Origin of the sequence: Enterobacter sp. YSU, from assembly GCF_016082135.1 — a bacterium.
In the GTDB taxonomy this organism is placed as follows: Bacteria; Pseudomonadota; Gammaproteobacteria; order Enterobacterales; family Enterobacteriaceae; genus Enterobacter; species Enterobacter hormaechei_C.
Map to the genome: position 1 here is coordinate 516663 of NZ_CP059487.1, position 23506 is coordinate 540168.

The window sequence follows — 23506 nt, forward strand, 5'->3', positions numbered from 1 at the left end:
CTGGTGGTTCTTTTTAAGGAACCAGCAATTCATTAATCTGGAGATCTTTTCAATTTGACGGGAATAAAGATGAATACATTCAATGAGTTTGGACAACCTGTAGGCGAAAGCCTCATCGACTGGCAGCCTCGCCCGCACCCGTCCCGGGTGGTACTTCAGGGTCGCTATTGTCGGCTTGAGCCTCTGCGCGTGGAGCATGCCCCGGCGTTGTTCTCTGCGTATTCCCTGGCCGGAGATACCCGAAGCTGGACGTGGCTGCTGCGTGAACCCGATACCACCGCAGAGGAGTTTGCCAAATGGGTGGCGAGCGTGAGCGAATTAGCCGATCCCATCCACTTTACCGTTATCGATAACCAGACCCAGTCTCCTGTCGGGACGCTGTCCTTGATGCGGATCGATCCTAAAAACGGCGTTGTGGAAGTGGGACATGTTCACTTCTCGTCACTGTTAAGTCGCACGCCCATGTCGACAGAAGCGCAGTATCTGCTGATGCGGTACGTGTTCGATACCCTGGGCTACCGGCGTTATGAATGGAAGTGCAACAGCCTGAACGAACCATCCCGCAAAGCGGCTCTGCGTCTGGGCTTTCAGTTTGAAGGGCGTTTTCGCCAGGCGCTGGTCATTAAAGGCCGAAACCGGGACACCGACTGGTTTTCAATTCTCGACAAAGAGTGGCCAGCGCTGGCGAGCGCGTTTGAAAGCTGGCTTGCCACCGACAATTTTACCGCCGATGGCAAACAGAAAAGCTCCCTGGAAAGCTGGCGAGAGACGCGCGTTTAGCGTCTTTTTTTACGTCCCTGCACCGCCTTAAAGCGCGGGTTAGATTTGCAGATCACGTATAAGCGTCCCTTGCGTTTGACTATCTGGCAATCCGGGTGACGCTGTTTTGCACTGCGTAATGAGTTCAGCACCTGCATGATTAGCCTCGCTTCGCATCAAGAAAGCCACCAAAACGCTTGCGGAAGCGTGCCGCGCTGCCATCCGTCGAGAAGGTCTTCTGCTTCCCGGTATAAAACGGATGTGATTTAGAGGAGACATCAAGGGTAACGTAGGGATACGTTTTCCCCTCCAGCTCAATTTCACGGTCTGTCTTAATTGTTGAGCCGACTTTAAAGTATTCATTAGCCGTGGTGTCGTGAAACACAACGGTGCGATAGGTTGGATGGATATTCGGTTTCATCTCTGGCCTTCATGTATTGTTATAACATAACAAAATACTATCTGAGCTTTGCTGCAAAAACAACCCCTGTCACGCACAGCCTGTTTTTGAAAGGTTGATTCAGATACCTGCTTGAGACTGTCACATGCTATAACTATATCATTTAGCGATAAAAAACTTTTTCTTCTGGCGCGCAAACTCCAGGCCCAAGGTGGGCATATGGAAAGGATAAAGCAGCATGCGAACCCGACATCTGGTCAGCCTGGTAACAGGCATACTGATCTTCTCTGTGCTGGTCCCTGTGTGCCTCAGTATCTGGCTGGCGCATCGTCAGGCAGAGGATAAATTTGTGGACGCTCTGGACAGCTATGCCTCGCGCGTCCTGATCCGTACCGACAGAGTCGTTGCGCAGGCAAAACAGGCGCTCACGCACCTACAGACATTCCACGCCCCCCCCTGCACTCCCCCGCATTTACGCGAAATGCGTCGGGTTGAATTCTCATGGCGCTATATTCAGGAAGTGATGTATATCGATAACCTGAAGCCGCTCTGCTCATCCCTTGAACAATCCAGTAATACGGCGATCTTACCGCCCCCGATGCGGATCACCGCAGACGGGTATAGCGCGTGGCTCACCTCGCAAAACGACCTCGGCATTCACCGCTATATGGCCGTTCTGGGGAAAGGACATTATCTGGTGATGGTTGATCCTGCCTCGCTTGTGGATGTTGTCCCGTTTGGTGAAATTTCGATGGATGCCGCCCTGGTGGGCAGTGAAACCCATCGGATATTTGCCAGAAGCAATATTGTCGACCCGTATATTCTTTCTGTCGTTAAGGAGCAGCAGGACGTTACGCGCGTACAATACAACGGCTCGATGTACGTGTTGAAACCTGTACCCGAACTGGGTTTTACGGTGATCGCGTGGGCGTCGTTAAAACCGCTGGCGGAATCCTGGCACCAGCAACTGATCATCTGGCTACCGGCTGGCATCTTGCTAAGCCTGGCTGCTGCCCTTATTGTCCTGCGCATCCTCCGCCGTTTGTTATCCCCGCGTAACCGCCTGATCGACGCAATCAACAACCGGGAGATCGAGGTTTACTATCAGCCCATCGTGGCGCTGTGCAGTGGAAAACTGGTGGGTGCTGAAGCGCTGATGCGCTGGCCGCAGCCAGATGGCAGTCACCTGTCGCCCAATCTCTTTGTGCCGCTGGCTGAGCAGACGGGGCTTATTTCAACGCTGACGCAGCTGGTGGTGAATAAGGTGTTTGAGGATTTAGGCGCCTGGCTGCATCAGCATCCGGAACTGCACATTTCTGTCAACCTTGCGCCATCGGATTTAACGTCCCCCGAGCTGCCTCGCCAACTGAGTCAGTTGCTCAACAAATGGGGCGTCCACCCGCGCCAGATCGCCCTTGAATTAACCGAGCGCGGCTTTGCCGATCCCGCCGTCAGCGTGCCTGCCATCGCTGCGTTTCGCCGCGCCGGGCACGCTATCTACATTGATGATTTTGGTACGGGTTACTCCAGCCTGAGCTATTTGCAGGACCTGGATGTCGATACCCTGAAGATTGATAAATCCTTTGTGGATGCGCTGGAGTACAAGAACGTGACTCCCCACATCATCGAAATGGCCAAATCGCTTAAACTGGCGATGGTCGCAGAAGGCATTGAAACTGAAGGGCAGATCGAATGGTTGCATCGCCACGGCGTGCAGTACGGCCAGGGCTGGTATTTCAGCAAGGCGCTGCCTAAAGAGGATTTCATTCTCTGGGCCGGGCACAACCTGGAGAAGCACATTACTTAAGGTACGATTTGATCACCTGCATCACGACCCCGAGATCGGCCTCGCGCTGCGCTTCCTCTGGCTCTTTCACCACGTGATCGGTTAAATGTCCCTCAATTACTTGCATCATCATGCCGTTTACCGCGCCCCTGATCGCCGCCAGCTGCTGTAACACCTCGGCGCATTCATGATCGCTGTTGAGCATTTTTTCCAGCGCAGCGCTTTGCCCCTGAATTTTTTTCAGGCGGGTCAATAACTTCTTTTTATCACGAACCGTGTGTGACATCGCTTAGCTCCTCTTTGGTGGCCTAAAAAGCATATCACGCTCTACTCCCCCTGGGTATTTTTCTACTGGGGGGTAGTATTATACTACTGGGGGGGGAGTAGTATTCTCGGCATGTTTTCCACCCCGGAATGTTCAATGAACGCTTTTTCTTCTCTTCTTCAGCAGGGTAACGCCTGGCTGTTTGTCCCCAGCGCCATCCTGCTTGGCGCGCTCCACGGCCTCGAGCCAGGCCATTCAAAAACAATGATGGCGGCTTTCATTGTGGCGATCCGCGGTACGCTGAAACAGGCTGTGTTGCTTGGGTTGTCCGCAACGCTGTCTCATACGGCGGTCGTCTGGATCATTGCGATGGCGGGATTATGGTTTGGTCGGGGATGGGATGCAGATACTTCTGAGCCCTGGTTTCAGTTGATTTCCGGGGTTCTGATCGTGTTGATCGCCCTGTGGATGGCGTGGCGAACCTGGCAGGAGAGCCAGCCGCATCACCACCATGATGATCATCATCACCATCATGATCATCACGACCACACGTCTCCTCTGGTTGAAGAGGAGTGGCAGGATGCCCACCAGCGCGCACACGCCCAGGACATTAACCGACGCTTCAACGGTAAAGAGGTCACCACCGGGCAAATCGCGCTATTCGGCCTGACCGGTGGGCTTATCCCCTGTCCGGCCTCCATTACGGTGCTGCTGATCTGCCTGCAACTGAAACATTTCGCGCTCGGCGCCACGCTGGTGTTCAGTTTCAGTATCGGACTGGCGCTCACTCTCGTCGCCTCTGGCGCAATTGCCGCATTAAGCATGAAACATGCGGCGAAGCGCTGGCCCGGCTTTAGCGCCTTTTCGCGCAAGGCGCCGTGGATCTCAGCGGCACTGATCGCGGTAGTCGGAGTTTATATGAGCATTCACGGCGTAATCGGGATCCTGAGATAAGCATTGCGGCCACGGCAGTGGCCGCACGTGTCGGCTCAGCCGTTCTGCTGCCAGCTAAACGTGTATCGCAGCCGGCGGTTTTGCAGAATGAAGGCCGGGGCTACGCTCGGGCTCCATGAGTCGTCTCCCCCTACGCCCATGTGAAACGCATCAAGATTTAACCAGCAGCCAGCCTCTTCCCGCAGCAAATGCTGATGCGTTGTCTCATGCAGCTGCCGCTGGCTATAACGGCTCAGGGAGAAATGGAACTGTCCCTGCAACTGATGGGAGCCAAACGTCAGCTCGCGGGTGTCGCAGCGCAAACCGTTCTCCGTCGGGAAGATATACGGCGTCTGCATCTCTTCCAGCGGTAACGCCCAGCGCCCCTGCTGCGCCGCCAGTTTTCTGTCCGGATAGTTCTCCAGCGGGCCTAGCCCCAGCCAGCGCACCGTTTCCGGGATATCCGCCAGCATAACGCTCAGGCCCACGCGAGCGGGCTCAGGAATGTCAGACGCCACCGTCACCTGCACATCACCGTGCAGCACCCCGTGGTCATCAATCCGCCAGAGCTTGCAGCTGATAAACAGCGCTTTACCCTGATGCTTCCACACGTGCTGCGTGGTCACCACCACCTCACGGGCATGCTGCTCCGCTTCACACTGGAGGAGGCGCGCGGACATCCCATACATCCCTGCCGCTTTCCAGCGTTCCACCCACGCGTTCGGATCGATGCGGGTCGCCTCGCTGACGCCAATGTCATTGTCCAGCGGCGCACGGGTGAAGTTATCCGTTAGCGGGGAACGGAGCGTTTCAGCGCCCTCGTTCCACCACTGGGTCAGGTTTCCGGTGAGACGGCTAAACTGCCAGCGCTGCTGCTGATGAGTAATATCCAGCGCTTCGTCCTGCACCGTTAGCTGCGGAGGGGTTCCGCCTGCTTTCGGTGGCGCAAGGTACAGCGGAGCCGGGAGCGGCCACTGATCCCAGGCACAACGGTGGCCGGGCGGCGACCACGGCGTGGCCTGCGGCTGAACGATCTCCACGTTGAGCCAGACCTCGCCCGGCTCAGCATCAAGCTCAGGCGGCGGGATCTCAACGCGCTGCGTCTCCTGAGGCGCAATAGAAAGGGGTGTTTCGCCGGAAGCCAATACCGCACCGTCACGCGCCACTGACCATCGCAGATGCTCGTTGTCAGTATGACGGAACAGATAATCGCTCTGGATATCGACGACCAGCGGAACGGTGCTCACCAGCGTAAAGGTAAAGAACTGCTGGGCACGCTGCGCCTCGTAAAGGGCGGGGTGCGGAGTGCGATCGGGAAACACCAGCCCGTTGAGGCAGAACTGACGGTCGTTGGGCTTATCGCCAAAATCGCCGCCGTAGGCCCAGTATGCCGTGCCGTCTTCCGCTTTTTTCGTCAGCGCCTGATCGACCCAGTCCCAGACAAACCCGCCCTGCAACCGGGGATGGCTGCGGAATGCCTGCCAGTAGCTGGCAAAGCCGCCAAAGCTGTTGCCCATCGCGTGGGCATACTCGCACAGGATCAGCGGACGGGTTTCGTCCGGCATGCCGATCCACTTTTTAATCGACCACTTTGGCACCGCCGGGAATGGCTGATCCTGATCGACGCGGGCATACATCGGGCAGACAATATCGGTAGCGGCCGTACTGGCGCCACCGCCTTCGTACTGCACCGGCCGCGTGGGATCGGCGGTTTTCAGCCAGCGGTACAGCGCATCGTGATTCGCCCCATGCCCGGACTCATTCCCCAGGGACCAGATGATGATGGACGGATGATTCCGGTCCCGCTGCACCATACGCGTTACGCGTTCGCTCATGGCAGGCAACCAGCGCGGATCGTCCGCCAGGCGGCTCATCGGCACCATGCCGTGGGTTTCAATATTCGCCTCATCGACCACGTACAGGCCGTAGCGATCGCAAAGCGTGTACCACAGAGGATGGTTCGGATAATGCGAGCAGCGCACGGCGTTGAAGTTATGCTGCTTCATCAGTTCGATGTCGCGGCGCATGGTCGCCTCATCCATCACCTGCCCCTTCTCAGGATGATGTTCGTGACGGTTCACGCCGCGGATCAGCAGCGGTTTGCCGTTAAGCTTCAGCAGGCCGTTGCTGATTTCGACGCGTCTGAAACCGACATCGCAGGCTTCAGTCTCCAGCACGTTACCCTGCGCATCCCGAAGCGACATTGTCAGCCGATAGCATTCCGGTGTTTCAGCGCTCCACAGCGCGGGAGCGTTCACGGGGATCGCCACCGTGAGCCGTTCTGCCCAACTGCCACGTTCGTCCACGATGGCCGATCCGGGCTGCTGCGTGGTTTGCGCGCAGGCTTCGCCGTTACGCCACAGGGTAAACGCCACCTCACATTCGGCGTAGCGTGAGCCTTCCAGCGCAACGTCAACCCGGAGTATCGCCCGATCGCATTCGGCATTCAGATCGGTCACGATCTGATAATCGGCAATTCGCGTTTCCGGCTTGTGCAGCAGCGAGACGTCACGGAAAATGCCGCTCATCCGCCACATGTCCTGATCTTCCAGGTAGCTTCCGTCGCACCAGCGTAACACCATCACCGCCAGACGGTTCTGCCCCGGTCGCAGCACCGCGCTGAGATCGAACTCCGCAGGCAGACGGCTGTCCTGCGAATAGCCCACCCACTGGCCGTTACACCACAGATGAAAAGCTGAATTCACCCCGTCAAAAATAATGCGGGTTTGCCCGCTGCACAGCCAGGCGTCATTCATCTCAAATGTGAGCGAGTAACAACCAGTTGGGTTTTCAGCCGGAACATACGGCGGGTTCACATTTATCGGATAGGTGACGTTGGTATAGATGGGAGTGTCAAATCCCTCCATCTGCCAGTTCGACGGCACGGGCATCTCAACGGCGTCAGCCAGATCGTCCGTTATCCATGCCTCGGGAACCTGCTCTGGCGCCGGGAAAAAGCTGAATCGCCAGACGCCGTTAAGCAGACGCTTGCTTAGCGAAAGTTTATCCTCGCGGGCGAAGGTTTCATCGCGCCAGCTATGAAAAGGCGCGTGTGTGGCCAGACGATTCCACTGCGTCACGCCCGGGTTTTCCCAGTCACGACGCGCCAGAAGTGCGCTGAGGGTCAGCGGCAATGTAGAAGACATATCAACCTCTTTGCGAAGCGCTCACAATTTTAGCCAACATGCCCTGGTAAACGGTGGCGGTAAAGACTTTGATCGTCACCAGGCGAGCACGATCACAAAAGTGCTAGCTGCGCGCCAGTTTCTCCGCCAGCAGCGCCAGCGTTCTGAGCTGTTGCGCCAGATCTTCACGATCGGCCTGCTGTGCGGCGCGCGGCGCGGTGGAATGACGTACTATCAACGTAACGGGAAGTTGTTCCTGCCAGCATTCGTCGTGATGGTCAGGTGCCATCAGCCACTCCACGCTGCGCTCACCGGCCTCGCGGAACGCCTGCCGAACGGTGGTGAGCGGAGGTGAAAACCACGCGCTGTCAGCCGTATCATCAAACCCGACAACCGAGATCTGCCCCGGTACCGCAACGCCTTTTTCCGCACAGGCGCGTAAAACGCCAAGCGCCATCTGATCGTTAGCGACGAGGATCGCCTCCGGCAGCTGCGCGCCCGCCAGGAGCTGATGCCCTTTCTCATAGCCCGAGGCCGCGCTCCAGTCGCCCTGCGCCACCGCAAACGCCTCCACGCCGGCCCGGGCCAGCGTGGTTTTCCATCCCGCCAGACGAGCCCGGGCAGAGACAGAACTTTCCGGCCCGGCGAGCAGCGCAATTCGCTGGTGCCCCAGCGAAAGCAGATGCTCTGCCCCCAGGCCAGCGCCCTGTTCGGCATTGAAAACAAGGCTGTTAACCCGAGCTGTGGGGGAAACATCGAGAAAAAGAACCGGGGTCGGCGAGGCCATTTCCTGAAGCATTTCTGCCTGTGCATCTTCCAGCGGAACGTTCACCAGCAGCGCCTCCACGCGCTGCGCCAGTAATTCCTGCAAAGCAGCCTGACACTGCGCGGGTTGCTCCACCATGGAGATGAGTACGCTAGCCCCCTGCTCCACTGCCCGGGATTTTACAGCTGAGGCGATTTGCGACGGCGCATGCAGCGCCAGATCGCTGGTCATCAGCCCCAGCGTGCGGGTACGTTTCCCGGCCAGCTGCTGCGCGCCACGGTTAGGCACATAGTGTAGCGCCGCCATGGCCTGCCGGACCTTTTCCCGCGTACGGGCAGAAACGTGTTCTGCGTCGTTAATCACCCGGGAAACGGTCTGATAGGAAACGCCCGCCACGCGGGCAACGTCATAAAGAGTGATCGCTTTCATACATTCTGGCGTCGTAAAAAGAGAAGTCTCTATTCTGACACAGTTACGCCATCATAGCCTGTGAGCGCTTCGCAAAATTAAACAATCCGCTCCGGCCGCGCGGCTTTCTGAAGGCGCGGTCCCTGACGAAACCACGGCAAACAGAGCTGGATCAGCGGGCCGATGGTTAATGCATACAGTACGGTTCCAACGCCAAACGCTCCCCCGAGGAGGTAGCCGACGATCAACACGGTCACCTCGATCGCGGTACGCACGCTGCGGATCGACCAGCCCAGCCGGGCATGTATGCCGGTCATCAGACCGTCGCGCGGGCCTGCGCCAAAACCCGCGCCGATATACATCCCGGTGGCAAGGGCGTTAACCACAATGCCGGAAACCAGCAGGGTGATGCGCACGGGCAGCGAGGTGAGCTCAGGGATCAGCGCCATTGACGCATCGGCCGCCAGACCAATACAAATCACATTACTGATAGTACCCAGTCCCGGCAGCTGACGCAGCGGGATCCACAGCAGCAGCACCGCGGCCCCGGTTAAAATAATCACCGTGCCGATACTCATCCCGGTCTGGATGGCGACGCCAAGGTGAAAGACATCCCACGGGTCGACACCCAGATCCGAACGAATAAACATCGCGGTTGAAAGCCCGTACAGGCCTAAACCGACATAAAGTTGTACCAGACGACGTACCATTTTCTCTTCTCCGAAGAACCAGGTTCCATCTTCGGTGAAAATGGCACTATGATTAATGTCCAGTTTTCAAATAGTGGACTGCATATGTCATCACGTCGTTTTGGAAGCCAGTCTCTGGTACGCCTGTTAGGGCACTGGCAGCAAGCCTCTTCCCGCACCCCGCTGTGGCGCCAGCTGGCTGACGCGTTACGCCTGTTAATTCTGGATGGCAGGCTGGCGTTAAACACGCGCCTGCCCGGAGAGCGGGAACTGGCCGCCGCTCTGAGCGTAAGCCGCACCACCATCAGCAGCGCGCTGGCGCATCTGCGGGAAGAGGGTTATCTGGAGAGCCGTCACGGCAGCGGTTCGCGGGCGATCCTGCCAGACCGCCGCGCCGTGCCCACGCTTTCTACTGCCAGCGCGGCGCTGGATCTCTCAACCGCCGCACTCAACGCGGGACCAGAGATCCACCAGGCCTACGCCCACGCGCTGACGGCCATCACGCCGAATCTGGCGCTGACCGGGTACGATCAGCTTGGGCTTCCGGCGCTGCGTGAAGCTATCGCCGCCCGCTACACCGCACGCGGTCTGCCCACCCGGGCAGACGAAGTGATGGTGGTGAACGGCGCCGTCAGCGGCTTCGCCCTGATCTTAAGAATGATGACCGGTCCCGGGGATCGCGTGGTGGTGGATCATCCCACCTACCCGCTGGCGATAGCCGCTATTCAGGGGGCGCTATGCCGGCCCGTGGGCGTCTCGCTGCCTGAAACGGGCTGGGATACCGACGGTTTTGCCGCAACGCTTGCCCAGACAGCCCCGCGTCTGGCCTATCTGATGCCGGATTTTCATAATCCAACCGGACGTTGCATGGATGCCGCGACGCGCCAGACCATAACCGACATCGCCGCGCAGACCCGCACCACGCTGGTGGTGGATGAAACCATGGTCGATCTCTGGTTCGATGTTCCCCCGCCGCCGCCGCTGGCCGCCTTTAACCCGGAGGCCACGGTGATGACGCTGGGTTCCGCAGGTAAAAGCTTCTGGGGTGGGCTGCGTCTCGGCTGGATCCGCGCCTCGTCACGCACTATCGCCACCCTCGCGCAAACGCGCGACACGCTGGATCTGGGCTCGCCGGTGCTGGAACAGCTGGCCACGCTGTGGCTTATCGAAAACAGTGCAACCTTCCTGCCTGCCCGGCGGCAAATGCTGGCAGAACGGCGCGACCGCTGCGGCCAGATGCTGCGGGAACATTTCCCCGAATGGCGGTTTCAGGAAGCGGAGGGAGGGCTTTCATACTGGATTGAATTACCCGGCATGCTGGCGACACAGCTGGCGGCACGCGCCGAAACGACAGGCATCATTATGGGCACCGGCACGCGTTTTGGACTATCAGGCGCGTTTGACCGCTACCTGCGTATGCCCTTCTCACTCAGTTCACCAGAACTTGAAGAGGCATTATTGCGGATCAAACCGCTGTGGCGTGCATTAAATAAAAGTGTAGCGCCAGTAAAACGGAGCCTGGTGTAAATTATTCGCCAGAAACAATAAAAACTGCTGATTGTATCGCATGCAGTCAGCAGTTTACATGAAGAACAACTTAATGTTGAGGAGGGATCGGGAAGCCTTTCAGCGAAATAATGAAATTATCCCCTTCTTTCTTTATTTTTGCACCGGTATCACACCAGTCAGACGCAATACGAAAGAACTCATCACTTCCTACATTCCAGCCAAGACGAACATGTTTCACGTAGCCGGAACGTAACAGGTTGCAGGCCTCGTTGTAGTCACTGGCAGTCGATAGTTGTTGTTTCATTTTCTCTTCTTCAGAAGTTTACGTAGTGCTTTGATTTCTTTAGGAGTAAATGGAGTTACGCTCTCTTCTTCCGTATGCTGATTATCAACATCCTCTTCCGATACTCCCGCCTCTTCTACTGCTTCAAATGCCAGCAGCAGCAGTTTCTCTGTGGTCACGCTTAAATTCTCATTATTGTCTTCCGCATAGTGGCGAAGTCTTTCTTTTAGCGCTTCATCAATTTTAACGTTTAAAACCGCAGTAACCATGATTGTCACATCCTTTCGGAACACGTTTTTAATTTAATACACGAAGATAAGTTTGTTATCCAGATATATATTTTTTAGCTTATGACAGAATAAAGGCATCGAAAAATAAAATGACAGTCTATTATTACAGGTTTATGACATTATTATTTCAGTTAAATGAAGGTTGCATTACAAAAAATACAATAGTCACATAATTTAGAAGGTTTATTCAGGGGAACGACTGGAGAGGAGCACAAATGGGTGGGGGCCCTGCCAGCTACATCCCGGCACCCACGTCGTCTGCCCTGGCTGCTTCCTTCCGGACCTGACCTGGTGAACAGAGTAGCGTTGCGGGAGAACCAACAGAGCCCCCATTGAGAGCGTTGATAACCAACGCGCTGGCGCATTATCCCTGTGGAGCACCTCAATTGCAAGCCGCTGGCAACCGGATGCTGGATTATTGCGCAAACTGCCCCGACAATCTTCTTTATCTTCGTATAACATTACCCTTCGCTGATTTCCCGCAGGAGAAACAATGGACGAACATGACACTTTCCCACAGCGAGTGTGGCAAATCGTAGCCTCGATCCCGGAAGGCTGTGTCACGACCTATGGGGAAGTCGCCCGGCTGGCGGGTTCTCCGCGCGCGGCGCGTCAGGTAGGCGGCGTGCTGAGGAGGCTACCGGAAGGAAGCACGTTACCGTGGCACCGGGTCGTCAATCGCCATGGCGCCATTTCCCTCACCGGGCCAGACTTGCAGCGCCAGCGTCAGGCTTTACTTTCAGAAGGGGTGCAGGTGTCCGGGGCAGGACAAATTGATATGCAGAAGTATCGCTGGGAGTACTGACGCCCTCTCCCGTCAACATAGAGAGGGCGAAAGAGAATTACAGCTGTGTTGGCGGTGTAGGCAGAGTCGGCTGATTGTTCTGCGTTGCAACAGGTACTTCAGTTTGCTGCACCGGTACCAGGGTCAGGTCGATTTTGGTGCCGCCTTTGTTGACCGCTTCCTGCACGGTATCGGTGATAAAGACCAGCTTATCGTTGATCGTTACCGCCGCGCTCAGGAGGATACGCGCATTGGGTTGCACGTCAGACGGGTTGTACGGCAGCACAAAGCTGAACGGCGCCTGTTTACCCTCTGTACGAACCGCGCGCTGCGCAAGCACTTTGGACGGCGCATCCGCCAGGGAAGCATCAGACAGCGTGACCGTTAAAACCGCATCCGGCGGCAGCGCAACCTTCTGTTTGATCCAGATCGTACCGGAAACATTTGGCTGCTGAATAGCTTGCTGTGAAAGGGTGTTAATCCCGTTTGCGCTTGCTGTTGGCACCGGTACATCGGCACTCTTACCAGCACAGGCGGACAACGCTACCGCAATTGCTACACCACTGAGCATAGGCACGAGTTTCATTGAAGTCTCCTTATCATCAATGCACCAGCGGGATCGATCCCATCTGATGTCGTTTTATTCACATAACGAATACAAGTGTGGCACAAATCACGGATTTATGCCTAATTTCGTCCGGATATTAAGATTATTCTACCCATCGGACCACTTTCATTTCTGGGTTATACTCAGCGTATCTTTCGCCACGGCGTTTATTGAGGACCACTATGAGTCAGGCACTGAACAATCTGCTGACATTACTGAACCTGGAAAAAATAGAAGAAGGGCTATTTCGCGGACAGAGCGAAGATTTAGGCTTACGCCAGGTTTTTGGCGGCCAGGTCGTGGGGCAAGCGCTGTATGCCGCCAAGGAGACCGTCCCGGCAGACCGTCTGGTGCACTCGTTTCACAGCTACTTTTTACGCCCCGGTGACAGTGCTAAACCGATTGTTTACGACGTGGAAGTTCTGCGTGACGGTCAAAGCTTCAGCGCCCGTCGCGTGGCGGCCATCCAGCATGGCAAACCCATCTTCTACATGACCGCCTCGTTCCAGGCGCCAGAGCCGGGCTATGAGCATCAAAAAAAGATGCCGTCTGCCCCGTCGCCGGACGATCTGAAATCGGAAACCGAAATTGCCCGCGCTCTCGCGCATCTGCTGCCGCCGCAGGTAAAAGAGAAGTTTCTGTGCGATAAACCGCTGGAGATCCGCCCGGTCGAATTTCATAACCCAATGAAGGGGCATACCGCTGAGCCCGCCCGCCAGGTGTGGATCCGCGCCAACGGCAGCGTACCCGCAGATTTACGCGTGCATCAGTACCTGCTGGGGTATGCGTCGGATTTCAACTTCCTGCCGGTTGCGCTACAGCCGCACGGTGTGGGCTTCCTCGAAAAAGGGATGCAGGTAGCCACAATTGACCATTCCATGTGGTTCCACCGTCCATTCGATATGAACGAATGGCTGCTTTACAGCGTGGAAAGTACCTCTGCGTCCAGCGCGCGCGGCTTTGTACGCGGGGAGTTTTACACTCAGGATGGCGTGCTGGTGGCTTCTACCGTGCAGGAAGGTGTGATGCGTAATCGCGGGTGATGTAAAAAGCCCGGTGGCGCTGCGCTCACCGGGCCTGCGAATTGTGCTTTTTCAGGCCGGGTAAGGCGAAGCCGCCGCCCGGCAAGGCACTCAAATTATGCGTTATAGGCATTCTCGCCGTGGCTGTTGACGTCCAGGCCTTCGCGCTCCTGCTCTTCCGGCACGCGCAGCCCAACGGTCATATCCGCCAGCTTGTAACCGATAAAGGCCACAACACCGGACCAGACAACGGTGATCGCGATGCTTTCCAGCTGTACCAGCACCTGATGCATCATGGTCACGCCTTCTGCGTAACCCACACCGCCCAGAGATTGGGCAGCAAAGATACCGGTCATGATACAGCCGACGATGCCGCACACACCGTGTACGCCGAATACATCACACGGATCGTCAACGCGCAGAACACGTTTCAGTGCGGTAACGCCCCACAGCCCCGCCAGTCCTGCGACGATACCGATCAGCAGCGCACCGCCCACGCCCACGTAACCGCACGCTGGCGTAATACCTACCAGACCGGCAATCGCCCCGGAACAGGCACCCAGCAGCGATGGCTTGCCGCGAACGGCCCACTCGCCAAATACCCATGAGAGGATAGCGCCGGCGGTTGCCACAACGGTATTCACGAAGGCCAGCGCGGCGATTTCGTTAGCGGCGCTGGCTGAACCTGCGTTGAAGCCGAACCAGCCAAAATAGAGGATGGCGGTGCCGGTAAAGACCATCGGCAGATTGTGCGGCTTGAATGCTTCCTTCCCGAAGCCCACGCGCTTACCAATCAGGTATGCGCCTACCAGACCTGCTACCGCGGCGTTGATGTGCACAACGGTACCGCCCGCAAAGTCCAGCGCGCCATGGGAAGCCAACAGACCACCTCCCCAGACCATATGCGCAATCGGGATATAGGAGAGCGTCAGCCAGACCACCACGAAAATCAGTACCGCAGAGAAGCGGATACGCTCAGCCAGCGCGCCCACAATCAGCCCCACGGTGATGCAGGCGAATGAGCCCTGGAACGCGACATGAATATACTGATAAAAACTGCCCATCACCGCGGTCAGTTCGATATTTTTCAGCATCGCCCAGTTAACGTTGCCGAAGAAGGCATTGCCCTCCCCGAAGGCCAGCGAGTAACCGTAAACCACCCACAGCACGCACACCAGCGCGAACGTGACGGCAACCTGCGTCAGCATGGAGAGTACGTTCTTGCCGCGGATCAGGCCGCCGTAAAACAGCGCGATCCCCGGAATCGTCATGAACAGCACCAGCGCGGTGCAAATCATCATAAAGGCGTTATCGGCTTTGTCTGCCACAGCAGGTGCAGCCATTGCCAGGCCCGGCAGCAGTGCCAGCGAACCCAGACCTGTTTTCATTGTTGCTTTCTTCATTTTCTCGATCCCTATCACTGTGTGCCAGGAGTTACTTACAACGCCGCTTCGTCAGATTCGCCGGTACGGATGCGAATGACGCGCTGTAGTTCGGCAACGAAAATTTTGCCGTCGCCAATTTTTCCGGTGTAGGCTGCTTTGCTGACGACATCAATCACCTCATCAAGCTGATCGTCGGCAATCGCCACATCAATCTTCACTTTTGGCAGGAAGTTAACGCTGTATTCCGCCCCGCGATAAAGCTCGGCATGACCTTTCTGACGCCCAAAGCCTTTCACTTCGGTGACAGTCAGTCCCTGAATACCCATGGAAGACAGCGCTTCACGCACGTCTTCGAGTTTGAATGGTTTGATTACCACCGTAACCAGCTTCATATATCCCCTCCAGTCAGAATTCGGTAATGGCCGCAGCTAACACGAAAGGGATATTGCAAAGGGTGTGCCAGAAGTGAAAGGTGAGGAGGAAAGCGCCGCGGCGCGCATGCGCCGGGAAGAGGCGAAAAAAAACGCACCATGGCAGTGCAGGGTGCGTTTCAGTTTTGCACCAACGGTTAAGTCTGTTAGCGCATTGCCTTGTTATGGTGCATCAGGCGCTGAGTGACTCTTCCTCGCGCTCGCTGGCGGCCAGTTCGTCGCCTGCCAGCTGCAACTGATACATCTGCCAGTAGCGTCCTTTTGCCTCAAGCAGCGCTCTGTGCGTCCCCCGTTCAACGGCCTGGCCACGGTGCAACACCAGAATGGTATCGGCATCGACGATCGTTGAGAGGCGGTGGGCGATTACCACCAGCGTAGTGCGATCCCGCACGGCAGCCAGCGCCTGCTGGATCGCCTGCTCGGTACCGGAGTCAATGCTTGCGGTCGCTTCATCCAGAATTAACACCTGTGGCGTCTCAATCAGCACGCGCGCCAGCGCAAGAAGTTGCTTTTGCCCGACCGAGAGATTATTGCCCTGCTCACCCAGCCGGGTATGGATCCCCTCGCTTAACCCGCGCGCCAGATCCGCAAGCTGCACCGTTTCCAGCACCTCCCATACCTGCTCAGGCGTGAAAGGTCGTCCCAGCGTCACGTTGGCATAAAAGGTATCCGCCAGTACCACCGGATCCTGCTGCACCATCGCGACGCCCTTACGTAACGCGTTGTGGCTAAGCGCGGCAAGCGGCCGTCCGTCCAGACGGATCTCCCCTTGCGTCAACGGATAGTAGCCCATCAGCAAACTGGCGAGCGTGCTTTTACCGCTGCCGGTATGCCCAACCAGGGCGACAAAACCGCGCGACGGTACCTCGAGGTTGATATCCTGCAAGACAAGCTGGTCGTCGCGGTAGGCAAACGAGACATGATCAAACGCTATGGATCCACTTTCCAGCGGGCGTTCGTCATCGCCATAGGTCTGACGCGGCCTGTCCATCAGCTCGAATACACGTTCGCCCGCGACCACTGCCTGTTGCAGCATCGATTGCTGCGTGGTGAGTTCAATCAGCGGTTCGTTAAGGCGTCCAAGGTAGCTGATAAATGCGTACAGTACCCCCACCTCGATGGTTCCGCGCGTCGTCAGGCCAAACAGCATCAACAGCCCGCACAGCACCAGCGCAGAGAAGAGGCTCAGCAGCGGGCGTAACAGGAAGCCATCCAGCCGTAACGTCTGCATCCGCGCCATATAGTGCGAGCGGCTGGCTTCTCCCATTCGCTCGCCAAAACGCGCCTGCTGGCGAAACTGCTGGATAACGCTCATGCCGTTGATCACTTCGTTGAAGCCATCATTGATATCTGCGAGGTAAGCGCGCACGCGACGAACAATCGGCGTGCTGTAGCGCTGGTAAATTACCATCACAATCAGCACCGCCGGGAAAATAGCGATCGCCACCAGCGCCATACGCCAGTCCAGGCTGAACATCGCCACCAGCATCGCGCCAATTAACGCGGCACTGCGCAGAACCGTTGCGACAACGGTTACATAGAGGTCGCGGATCACCTCGGTGTCATTGGTGACGCGCGAAATAACCTGCCCGACCGGCTGAGTATCAAACTCGCTCAGCGGCTGGCGCAGCGCGGCATCCATCACATCCGTGCGAAGCTGCTGGACCACGCCCACGGCGGCCCGGTTAAACAGCAGCGACTGCGCATAGTGCAGCCCCGCCGCCGTCAGCTGTAGGCCGACATACGCCACGCCCAGCCCCGCCACCAGCCCCAGCGGCAGATAGTTTTTCGCCACCATATTGTCGATGAAATAGCTGATAAGCAGCGGACCGGTCACCTCCGCAATCGCGGCGATCCACAGCAACAGCACGGCGATGGAAAGCGGTTTGCGCCACGGTGAGCCATAGGCCAGCAGCCGTTTTAACGTCGGCCACATCTGTCCAAACTTACGCATCGGCGACCTCCTCATCCAGCGCGGCTTCAAGCTGTTGATAGCGGTACATATCCCGATACCATCCGGTCTGCCCGGCAAGCTGCTCATGCTGACCACGCTGAGCAATATGCCCGTGCTGAAGCACCAGAATTTCGCTGGCTTCGGTAAGGGCCGACAGACGGTGCGCGCTGATGATGACCGTGCGCCCCTCTCCCCACTGGCGAAGGTTATGCAAAATTTGATGTTCAGTACGCCCGTCAACCGCGGACAGCGCATCATCCAGTATCAGGATCTCAGCGTCCAGCAGCAGCGCGCGGGCAATAGAGATACGCTGTTTTTGTCCGCCGGAGAGCATAACGCCCCGCTCACCCACTTCCGTGTCGTAGCCCTGCGGCAGGCGCAGAATATCCTCGTGGACGCTGGCCAGACGCGCCACGTGCTCGATCTGGTCCTGTGTCGCCGTCGGACACCCGAGCGCGATATTGTTGGCAATGGTGTCTGAAAACAAAAACGGCGTCTGGCTGACGACCGCCAGGCGGCTGCGCCAGTCATCCAGCAGCAGACGTGGCAGAGGGACGTCGTGGAAACGGATATCGCCTTCGCTCACGTCAAAATGGCGCTGAATCAGTGACAGAATGGTGCTTTTACCGGAACCCGTCGGGCCACAGATGCCCAGCATCTGACCAGGACGCAGCGTGAAACTGACGTTCTCAAGCACCGGATGTTCCGTTTGCGGGTAGATAAAGGCGCGGATATCAGCCTTGAGAATACCCGGACCTTCCGGCACCGGCTCGCTGCCATCGTTCACGACCGGCACTTCCGCCAGCATGGCGCGGATACGGCTGTAAGCGGCGCTCCCGCGTTCAACGATATTAAACATCCAGGCCAGCGCCAGCATCGGCCAGATCATCAGCCCAAGGTACATCGCAAAGCTGGTTAACTGCCCGAGGGTCATCGTGCCTTGCACCACCATCCAGCTGCCGCCGCCCACTGCCAGCAGGTTCGCCATGCCAATCGCAATATAAATTGTCGGATCGAAACGGGCATCAATACGCGCCACGCGCATGTTTTTCGCGCCGGTATCGGCGGCGTCGGCGGCAAACAGCGCGGACTGGCGGTCTTCCAGACCAAACGCTTTAATCATGCGGATGCTGGTCATGCTCTCCTGGGTGCGATCGTTCAGCGACGAGAACGCCGCCTGCGCCAGCTTAAAGCGTTCATGGAGCTGCTCGCCGTAGCGGTTAATTGCCAGCGCCATCAGCGGCATCGGCAGCAGCGCCAGCAGCGTGAGCTCCCAGCTAATTTGCGTAGACATCACAATCAGTACCGCACAGCCCATCACCAGGGAATCCACCAGCGTTAGCACCCCTTCACCGGCGGCAAACACCACGCGGTCTACATCGTTAGTGGCGCGGGCGATGAGATCCCCGGTACGGTGACGCAGATAAAACTCAGGGTGCTGGCGGCTCAGCTGGCGGTAAAAGTCCTCACGCAGCTCAACGGCAAGCTGATAGGACGCGCCGAACAGCAGCACGCGCCAGACATAACGCAGCAGGTAAACCACCACGGCCGTCAGCACCAGCGTACCGCCCCACATCATCACCCGTGCGGCGGTGTAATGTTGTTCCGTAACGCCATCCACGACGTAACCCACCACTTTGGGCGGGATCAGTTGCAGAATGGCAATGATAATAAGCAGGGCCACCGCGCCGAGGTAGCGTTGCCACTCCCGACGAAAGTACCAGCTTAATTGGGCAAATAATCGCACGCGGTCTTTTCCTGAAGGTATTTTAAGAAGTTATTCAATGGGTAACGCTGTGGTGTATTTAATCTGTTCCATGGCGAAACTGGAGGTGACATCGGACAAGCCTGGTACGCTATTGACCAGCCGCTTGTAGAAATCATCGTAGCGCTTCATGTCTGCCACCTGAACGCGCATCAGATAGTCGTATTCCCCCGCCATGCGCCAGAAGCCGAGCACTTCGGGCATGTCGGAAACCTGGGTGACGAAGCGGCAGTACCATTCGCTACTGTGATGCTGCGTTTTTATCAGGACGAAGGCGGTCAGGCCAAGCCCCAGTTTTTCGGGATCCAGCAACGCCACGCGTCCCAGCAGAATGCCATCATCTTCCAGCTTCTTGAGGCGCTTCCAGCACGGTGTGGTGGTCAGATTAACGGCATCTGCCAGCGCCTGCAAAGAGAGGGTGCAGTCGCTTTGCAGCAAAGAAAGCAGCTTACGATCAATTTTATCTAACATAGCCACCTCGAAGAGAAAATTATTCTCCTTACATTCTATTTTAAAGGTCAGATAGCAACAATTTTTTCTGTGCTTTTCGCTATGCTGGGCACAAAATGACAAACGGATAACTACGATGAATAGCACCTGGGTTAAACATGCCATCAGCGAAATAAATGCCGACTATCAGCGCTCGGCAGACACCCACTTGATCCGCCTGCCTCTGCCTGGATTTCCCGGCATTCAGCTTTACCTGAAGGATGAAAGCACCCATCCTACCGGCAGCCTGAAGCATCGCCTGGCGCGTTCACTCTTTTTATACGGTTTATGTAACGGCTGGATCAAAGAAGGCACCACGATTATTGAATCGTCGTCCGGATCAACTGCCGTCTCCGAAGCCTACTTTGCCCGCCTGCTGGGCCTCCCGTTTATCGCCGTGATGCCCTCCTGCACGGCGAAACGTAAAGTCGAACAGATCGAATTTTACGGCGGACGCTGCCACTTTGTGGAAAGCGCCTGCGAAATCTATGCGGCCTCCGAAATGCTGGCCCGCGAACTGAATGGTCACTATATGGACCAATTCACCTTCGCCGAGCGCGCCACCGACTGGCGCGGCAATAATAACATTGCGGACAGCATTTTCCGCCAGATGACCCACGAGCCGCATCCTGTTCCCTCTTACATTGTCATGAGCGCGGGCACGGGCGGAACCTCCGCCACCATCGGACGTTATATCCGCTGTCAGGGTTATGATACGCAGCTGATGGTGGTTGACCCGCAAAACTCGGTGTTCCTCGATTACTGGCAATCCCGCGATGCCAGCCTGCGCAGCCCCGTGGGGAGCAAGATCGAAGGGATTGGTCGCCCGCGCGTCGAACCCTCGTTCATTCCGGACGTTGTGGATGAGATGCTCCGCGTGCCGGACGCCGCCAGCGTCGCGACGGCGCACTGGCTGGAGACACAGCTTGGCCGTAAAGTCGGGGCTTCCACCGGCACCAATATGTGGGGCGCGCTACAGCTGGCCGCGAGGATGTGCGAAGAAGGCCGTACCGGCTCTGTCGTCACGCTGCTGTGTGACAGCGGGGAGCGCTACCTGGACACCTATTACAACGCAGAATGGGTGCAGGCAACTATTGGCGATGTAGAACCGTGGAAAGCGCAGATTTCGCAGCTGGTGAAATAAAAAAAAGCCAGGCTAAAGCCTGGCTTGCTGGAAGGGTCTCACTATTCGGGGGAATATGGGAGGTTATTTTTGTCCAGCCAATGCGTCAAAAAATGGGACACCGCTTCGTTACGACAGTGTCCGATAACCGGTAAATGCGGGAGCGCGGCAATAAGTTGCGGCATCGCGTTCCCCATAATCAGTCCACGACCCACGCTGCTCAGCATCTCGTGGTCGTTCATGGCGTCACCAAAGGCCATACAGTCCTGCATCGTCAGCCCCAGATGATCGCTCAGCACCGCCAGCGCAGATCCTTTGTTACAGCCCACCGGCAGCACTTCAAGGCAGTCCACCGCCGAGAAGGTAAGGTGCGCCCGGTCGCCCAGCGCCTCGTTAAGCTGAATACGCAGGCGGCAGAGATCGTCGTGATCGCCACAGAAGCAGATCTTGGTCACCTTGTGTGCCGGAATGCGGCGCAAATCGATAAGCTGATATTTAAAGCCGCTGTAAACGTGAGCGTGCAGCAAGGCCGGGATCTCACGCCCGGTAAACCAGCCTTCATCATTAAAAACATGCACGCTGGCCTGCGTATCCCAGGTGCTGTGCAGGACAATGTCCGCCACTTCCGGATTCAGATCCTGACGGTGCAGCATATCGCCGTCGACGGAGTGAATGCGCGTCCCGTTGCCGGTGATCAGGAACGCATCGAGGGCAAATGTTCCCAGCAGATGGCGCATCTCGAGAACATGACGACCAGTGGCAAACGTCAGGGTGACTTCACGCTCGCGCAGGCGCTTAAGTGTGTTCAGGGTTTTCTCCCCTAAACGGTGATCCGGCATTAACAGCGTGCCGTCCATATCAAATGCAGCGAGCCGAGCCATAATTACTCCCGAAATGTGATGCGGTTAACTTGTGCATCAGTATTACGTGAGATATACGGAAGTAATAGTGAATAGATGATAATTATTGTTCCGGGTTTTTCATGCGCCAGCTTAATCGTCTTAACCAGTATCAGCGTCTGTGGCACCCCTCCGCCGGCGCACCGCAGCAGGTGACCATCAGTGAACTTGCCAGCCGCTGCTTTTGCAGCGAGCGACATGTTCGCACCCTGCTGCGCCAGGCGCAGGAGGCGGGCTGGCTAAGCTGGCACGCCCGCTCCGGACGAGGTAAGCGTGGGGATTTACGCTTTCACGTCACCCCGGACTCGTTGCGTAATACGATGATGGAAGAGGCCCTGAAAAGTGGACAGCAGCACAACGCGCTGGAGCTGGCCCAGCTCGCGCCTGAAGATTTGCGATCGCTGCTGCATCCGTTTATGGGCGGGCAGTGGCAGAACGATACGCCGACGCTGCGTATTCCCTACTATCGCTCGCTGGAGCCGCTTCAGCCGGGGTTTCTCCCTGGCCGGGCGGAGCAGCATCTGGCGGGACAGGTATTCTCAGGTTTGACGCGTTTTAATGGTACCAGCAGTGAACCCACGGGCGATCTGGCGCATCACTGGGAAATCTCCGCTGACGGCCTGCGCTGGCATTTCTACATTCGCTCCACCCTGCACTGGCATAACGGCGATAAAATAGAGACGGCACAGCTCCGGAAAAGCCTGACGGCGCTGTTATCGCAGCCCGGCATGGGCACGCTTTTCCGCAGCGTCTTACGTATTGAAACCACGCATCCGCAGTGCCTGACGTTTATTCTCCATCAACCTGACTACTGGCTGGCGCACAGGCTGGCAACCTACTGTAGCCGTCTGGCGCATCCCGATTACCCCGTGGTGGGCAGCGGTCCCTTTCGACTGAGCGTTTTTGAGCCTGAACTGGTGCGTCTGGAAAGCCACGAGCAGTATCACCTTGGCCATCCGTTGCTTAAGGCTATCGAGTACTGGATCACGCCCCAGCTTTTTGACTACAGTCTGGGCACCAGCTGTCGCCACCCGGTGCAAATCGCCATTGGCGAGGCCGACGAGCTGGCCAGCCTGCGGCTGGTGAGTAACAGCACCAGTCTGGGTTTCTGCTACCTCACGCTGAAACAGAGTCCGCGTCTGAGCGAACTTCAGGCAAAGCGGCTGATTAATATCATCCACCTCTCAACGCTGCTGCACACGCTTCCTCTGAACGAAGGACTCATCACCCCTACCGAGGAACTGCTTCCCGGCTGGGCAATCCCCCAATGGCCTGATTTAACCGACGTTGCGCTGCCAGAGGCATTGACGCTCGTCTACCACCTGCCGGTTGAGCTTCACACCATGGCCAGCCAGTTAAAAGCATACCTTGCGCGGCAGGGTTGTGAACTGACCGTCATCTTTCACGACGCCAAAACGTGGGACGGGTGCCAGCAGCTTGCCGATGCAGACATCATGATGGGAGACAGACTGATTGGCGAAGCGCCAGCGTACACGCTTGAGCAGTGGCTCCGCTGCGATGCGCTCTGGCCGCATCTGCTGAGCGCACCGGCATACGCCCATTTGCAGGCCACGCTGGATGCGGTGCAGACGCAGGCCGACGAACGTGACCGACACGCAGGACTTCAGGCTATCTTCAGCCGGTTAATGGAGACAGCCGTCCTGACGCCGCTCTTTAACTACCAGTATCAAATCAGCGCGCCTCCGGGCGTCAACGGCATACGCCTTAACACTCGCGGCTGGTTTGACTTCACCGAAGCCTGGCTTCCTCCCCCAAACGCGTGAAGAAGCTGGTCGCCGCTTTAGCCAGGCGTTAACATGACGCTTTTACTGTA

At 57.1% G+C, this 23506-nt stretch carries 23 protein-coding genes and 1 other RNA gene; 8 read left to right on the forward strand and 16 right to left on the reverse strand.

Going from position 1 to position 23506, the window contains the following annotated elements; translation table 11 throughout:
* The first annotated feature begins 69 nt into the window (after positions 1-69).
* Positions 70-780: a GNAT family N-acetyltransferase gene (locus H2Z33_RS02455; RefSeq protein ID WP_047738029.1), complete on the forward strand. Its 711-nt coding sequence runs from the start codon at positions 70-72 to the stop codon at positions 778-780.
* Here H2Z33_RS02455 and ykgO read toward each other — a convergent pair.
* Positions 777-917, reverse strand: coding sequence for a type B 50S ribosomal protein L36 (ykgO, locus tag H2Z33_RS02460; RefSeq protein WP_003859006.1), 141 nt, complete (start codon positions 915-917; stop codon positions 777-779). The two genes, H2Z33_RS02455 and ykgO, sit on opposite strands and share 4 nt — an antisense overlap.
* A 2-nt stretch (positions 918-919) precedes the next feature.
* Positions 920-1180: a type B 50S ribosomal protein L31 gene (locus H2Z33_RS02465; protein WP_015571255.1), complete on the reverse strand. Its 261-nt coding sequence runs from the start codon at positions 1178-1180 to the stop codon at positions 920-922.
* Positions 1181-1397: 217 nt separating this feature from the next.
* Between H2Z33_RS02465 and H2Z33_RS02470 the strand changes: the two genes are divergently transcribed.
* The gene (locus H2Z33_RS02470; protein ID WP_045907188.1) at positions 1398-2966 is read left to right on the forward strand and encodes an EAL domain-containing protein; all 1569 of its coding nucleotides are present in this window, start codon (positions 1398-1400) and stop codon (positions 2964-2966) included.
* On the opposite strand, the gene H2Z33_RS02475 is transcribed toward H2Z33_RS02470, so the two are convergent.
* Positions 2959-3231 carry a metal-sensing transcriptional repressor gene (locus H2Z33_RS02475; protein ID WP_015571258.1) on the reverse strand — a complete coding sequence of 91 codons (273 nt, stop codon included), beginning with the start codon at positions 3229-3231 and terminating at the stop codon, positions 2959-2961. The two genes, H2Z33_RS02470 and H2Z33_RS02475, sit on opposite strands and share 8 nt — an antisense overlap.
* Positions 3232-3366: 135 nt before the next feature.
* On the opposite strand from H2Z33_RS02475, the gene H2Z33_RS02480 reads away from it, so the two are divergent.
* Complete coding sequence (locus tag H2Z33_RS02480) at positions 3367-4164, forward strand: nickel/cobalt efflux protein RcnA (RefSeq protein WP_063134750.1); 798 nt, start codon at positions 3367-3369, stop codon at positions 4162-4164.
* Between the two features lie 35 nt (positions 4165-4199).
* On the opposite strand, the gene H2Z33_RS02485 is transcribed toward H2Z33_RS02480, so the two are convergent.
* From H2Z33_RS02485 to H2Z33_RS02495, 3 genes are all read right to left on the reverse strand, one after another.
* The gene (locus H2Z33_RS02485) at positions 4200-7289 is read right to left on the reverse strand and encodes a beta-galactosidase (protein ID WP_063136066.1); all 3090 of its coding nucleotides are present in this window, start codon (positions 7287-7289) and stop codon (positions 4200-4202) included.
* A gap of 103 nt (positions 7290-7392) precedes the next feature.
* Positions 7393-8463, reverse strand: coding sequence for a LacI family DNA-binding transcriptional regulator (locus tag H2Z33_RS02490; RefSeq protein WP_015571260.1), 1071 nt, complete (start codon positions 8461-8463; stop codon positions 7393-7395).
* A 77-nt stretch (positions 8464-8540) separates the two neighbouring features.
* Positions 8541-9152, reverse strand: coding sequence for a YczE/YyaS/YitT family protein (locus H2Z33_RS02495; protein WP_063134749.1), 612 nt, complete (start codon positions 9150-9152; stop codon positions 8541-8543).
* Between the two features lie 84 nt (positions 9153-9236).
* Between H2Z33_RS02495 and H2Z33_RS02500 the strand changes: the two genes are divergently transcribed.
* Positions 9237-10658: a PLP-dependent aminotransferase family protein gene (locus H2Z33_RS02500; RefSeq protein WP_045614997.1), complete on the forward strand. Its 1422-nt coding sequence runs from the start codon at positions 9237-9239 to the stop codon at positions 10656-10658.
* 70 nt (positions 10659-10728) lie between these two features.
* Here H2Z33_RS02500 and H2Z33_RS02505 read toward each other — a convergent pair whose 3' ends face one another.
* From H2Z33_RS02505 to ffs, 3 genes are all read right to left on the reverse strand, one after another.
* On the reverse strand, positions 10729-10944 hold the full coding sequence (locus H2Z33_RS02505; protein ID WP_015571263.1) for a hypothetical protein: 216 nt from the start codon (positions 10942-10944) through the stop codon (positions 10729-10731).
* Complete coding sequence (locus tag H2Z33_RS02510) at positions 10941-11192, reverse strand: hypothetical protein (RefSeq protein ID WP_006809862.1); 252 nt, start codon at positions 11190-11192, stop codon at positions 10941-10943. The genes H2Z33_RS02505 and H2Z33_RS02510 overlap by 4 nt, the downstream gene beginning before the upstream one ends.
* 247 nt (positions 11193-11439) lie before the next feature.
* Positions 11440-11536: signal recognition particle sRNA small type (gene ffs / locus H2Z33_RS02515), an RNA gene on the reverse strand.
* Between the two features lie 170 nt (positions 11537-11706).
* Between ffs and H2Z33_RS02520 the strand changes: the two genes are divergently transcribed.
* On the forward strand, positions 11707-12018 hold the full coding sequence (locus tag H2Z33_RS02520) for an MGMT family protein (RefSeq protein WP_003859016.1): 312 nt from the start codon (positions 11707-11709) through the stop codon (positions 12016-12018).
* 37 nt (positions 12019-12055) lie between these two features.
* Here H2Z33_RS02520 and H2Z33_RS02525 read toward each other — a convergent pair whose 3' ends face one another.
* Entirely contained in the window at positions 12056-12583 is a 528-nt protein-coding gene (locus H2Z33_RS02525; protein WP_017383199.1) for a YbaY family lipoprotein, read from the reverse strand.
* 203 nt (positions 12584-12786) lie between these two features.
* On the opposite strand from H2Z33_RS02525, the gene tesB reads away from it, so the two are divergent.
* On the forward strand, positions 12787-13647 hold the full coding sequence (gene tesB, locus H2Z33_RS02530; protein WP_015571264.1) for an acyl-CoA thioesterase II: 861 nt from the start codon (positions 12787-12789) through the stop codon (positions 13645-13647).
* Between the two features lie 95 nt (positions 13648-13742).
* Here tesB and amtB read toward each other — a convergent pair whose 3' ends face one another.
* The 5 genes from amtB to H2Z33_RS02555 form a co-directional block, all read right to left on the reverse strand.
* On the reverse strand, positions 13743-15029 hold the full coding sequence (gene amtB, locus H2Z33_RS02535; protein ID WP_015571265.1) for an ammonium transporter AmtB: 1287 nt from the start codon (positions 15027-15029) through the stop codon (positions 13743-13745).
* 35 nt (positions 15030-15064) lie between these two features.
* Positions 15065-15403 carry a P-II family nitrogen regulator gene (gene glnK, locus H2Z33_RS02540; RefSeq protein ID WP_006809867.1) on the reverse strand — a complete coding sequence of 113 codons (339 nt, stop codon included), beginning with the start codon at positions 15401-15403 and terminating at the stop codon, positions 15065-15067.
* Positions 15404-15614: 211 nt separating this feature from the next.
* A complete protein-coding gene (locus H2Z33_RS02545) occupies positions 15615-17396 on the reverse strand; it encodes a SmdB family multidrug efflux ABC transporter permease/ATP-binding protein (protein ID WP_023296031.1) in 1782 nt (593 codons plus the stop codon).
* Positions 17389-19143, reverse strand: a complete 1755-nt coding sequence (locus H2Z33_RS02550; RefSeq protein WP_017383197.1) for a SmdA family multidrug ABC transporter permease/ATP-binding protein — start codon at positions 19141-19143, stop codon at positions 17389-17391. The genes H2Z33_RS02545 and H2Z33_RS02550 overlap by 8 nt, the downstream gene beginning before the upstream one ends.
* A 30-nt stretch (positions 19144-19173) precedes the next feature.
* Positions 19174-19632, reverse strand: a complete 459-nt coding sequence (locus H2Z33_RS02555; RefSeq protein WP_015571267.1) for an Lrp/AsnC family transcriptional regulator — start codon at positions 19630-19632, stop codon at positions 19174-19176.
* A 115-nt stretch (positions 19633-19747) separates the two neighbouring features.
* Between H2Z33_RS02555 and H2Z33_RS02560 the strand changes: the two genes are divergently transcribed.
* Complete coding sequence (locus tag H2Z33_RS02560) at positions 19748-20794, forward strand: PLP-dependent cysteine synthase family protein (protein WP_063134748.1); 1047 nt, start codon at positions 19748-19750, stop codon at positions 20792-20794.
* A 41-nt stretch (positions 20795-20835) separates the two neighbouring features.
* Here H2Z33_RS02560 and cof read toward each other — a convergent pair whose 3' ends face one another.
* Positions 20836-21654, reverse strand: a complete 819-nt coding sequence (cof, locus tag H2Z33_RS02565) for an HMP-PP phosphatase (RefSeq protein WP_063134747.1) — start codon at positions 21652-21654, stop codon at positions 20836-20838.
* A gap of 101 nt (positions 21655-21755) precedes the next feature.
* Between cof and H2Z33_RS02570 the strand changes: the two genes are divergently transcribed.
* Positions 21756-23456, forward strand: coding sequence for an SgrR family transcriptional regulator (locus tag H2Z33_RS02570; protein ID WP_063134746.1), 1701 nt, complete (start codon positions 21756-21758; stop codon positions 23454-23456).
* Positions 23457-23506 lie beyond the last annotated feature (50 nt).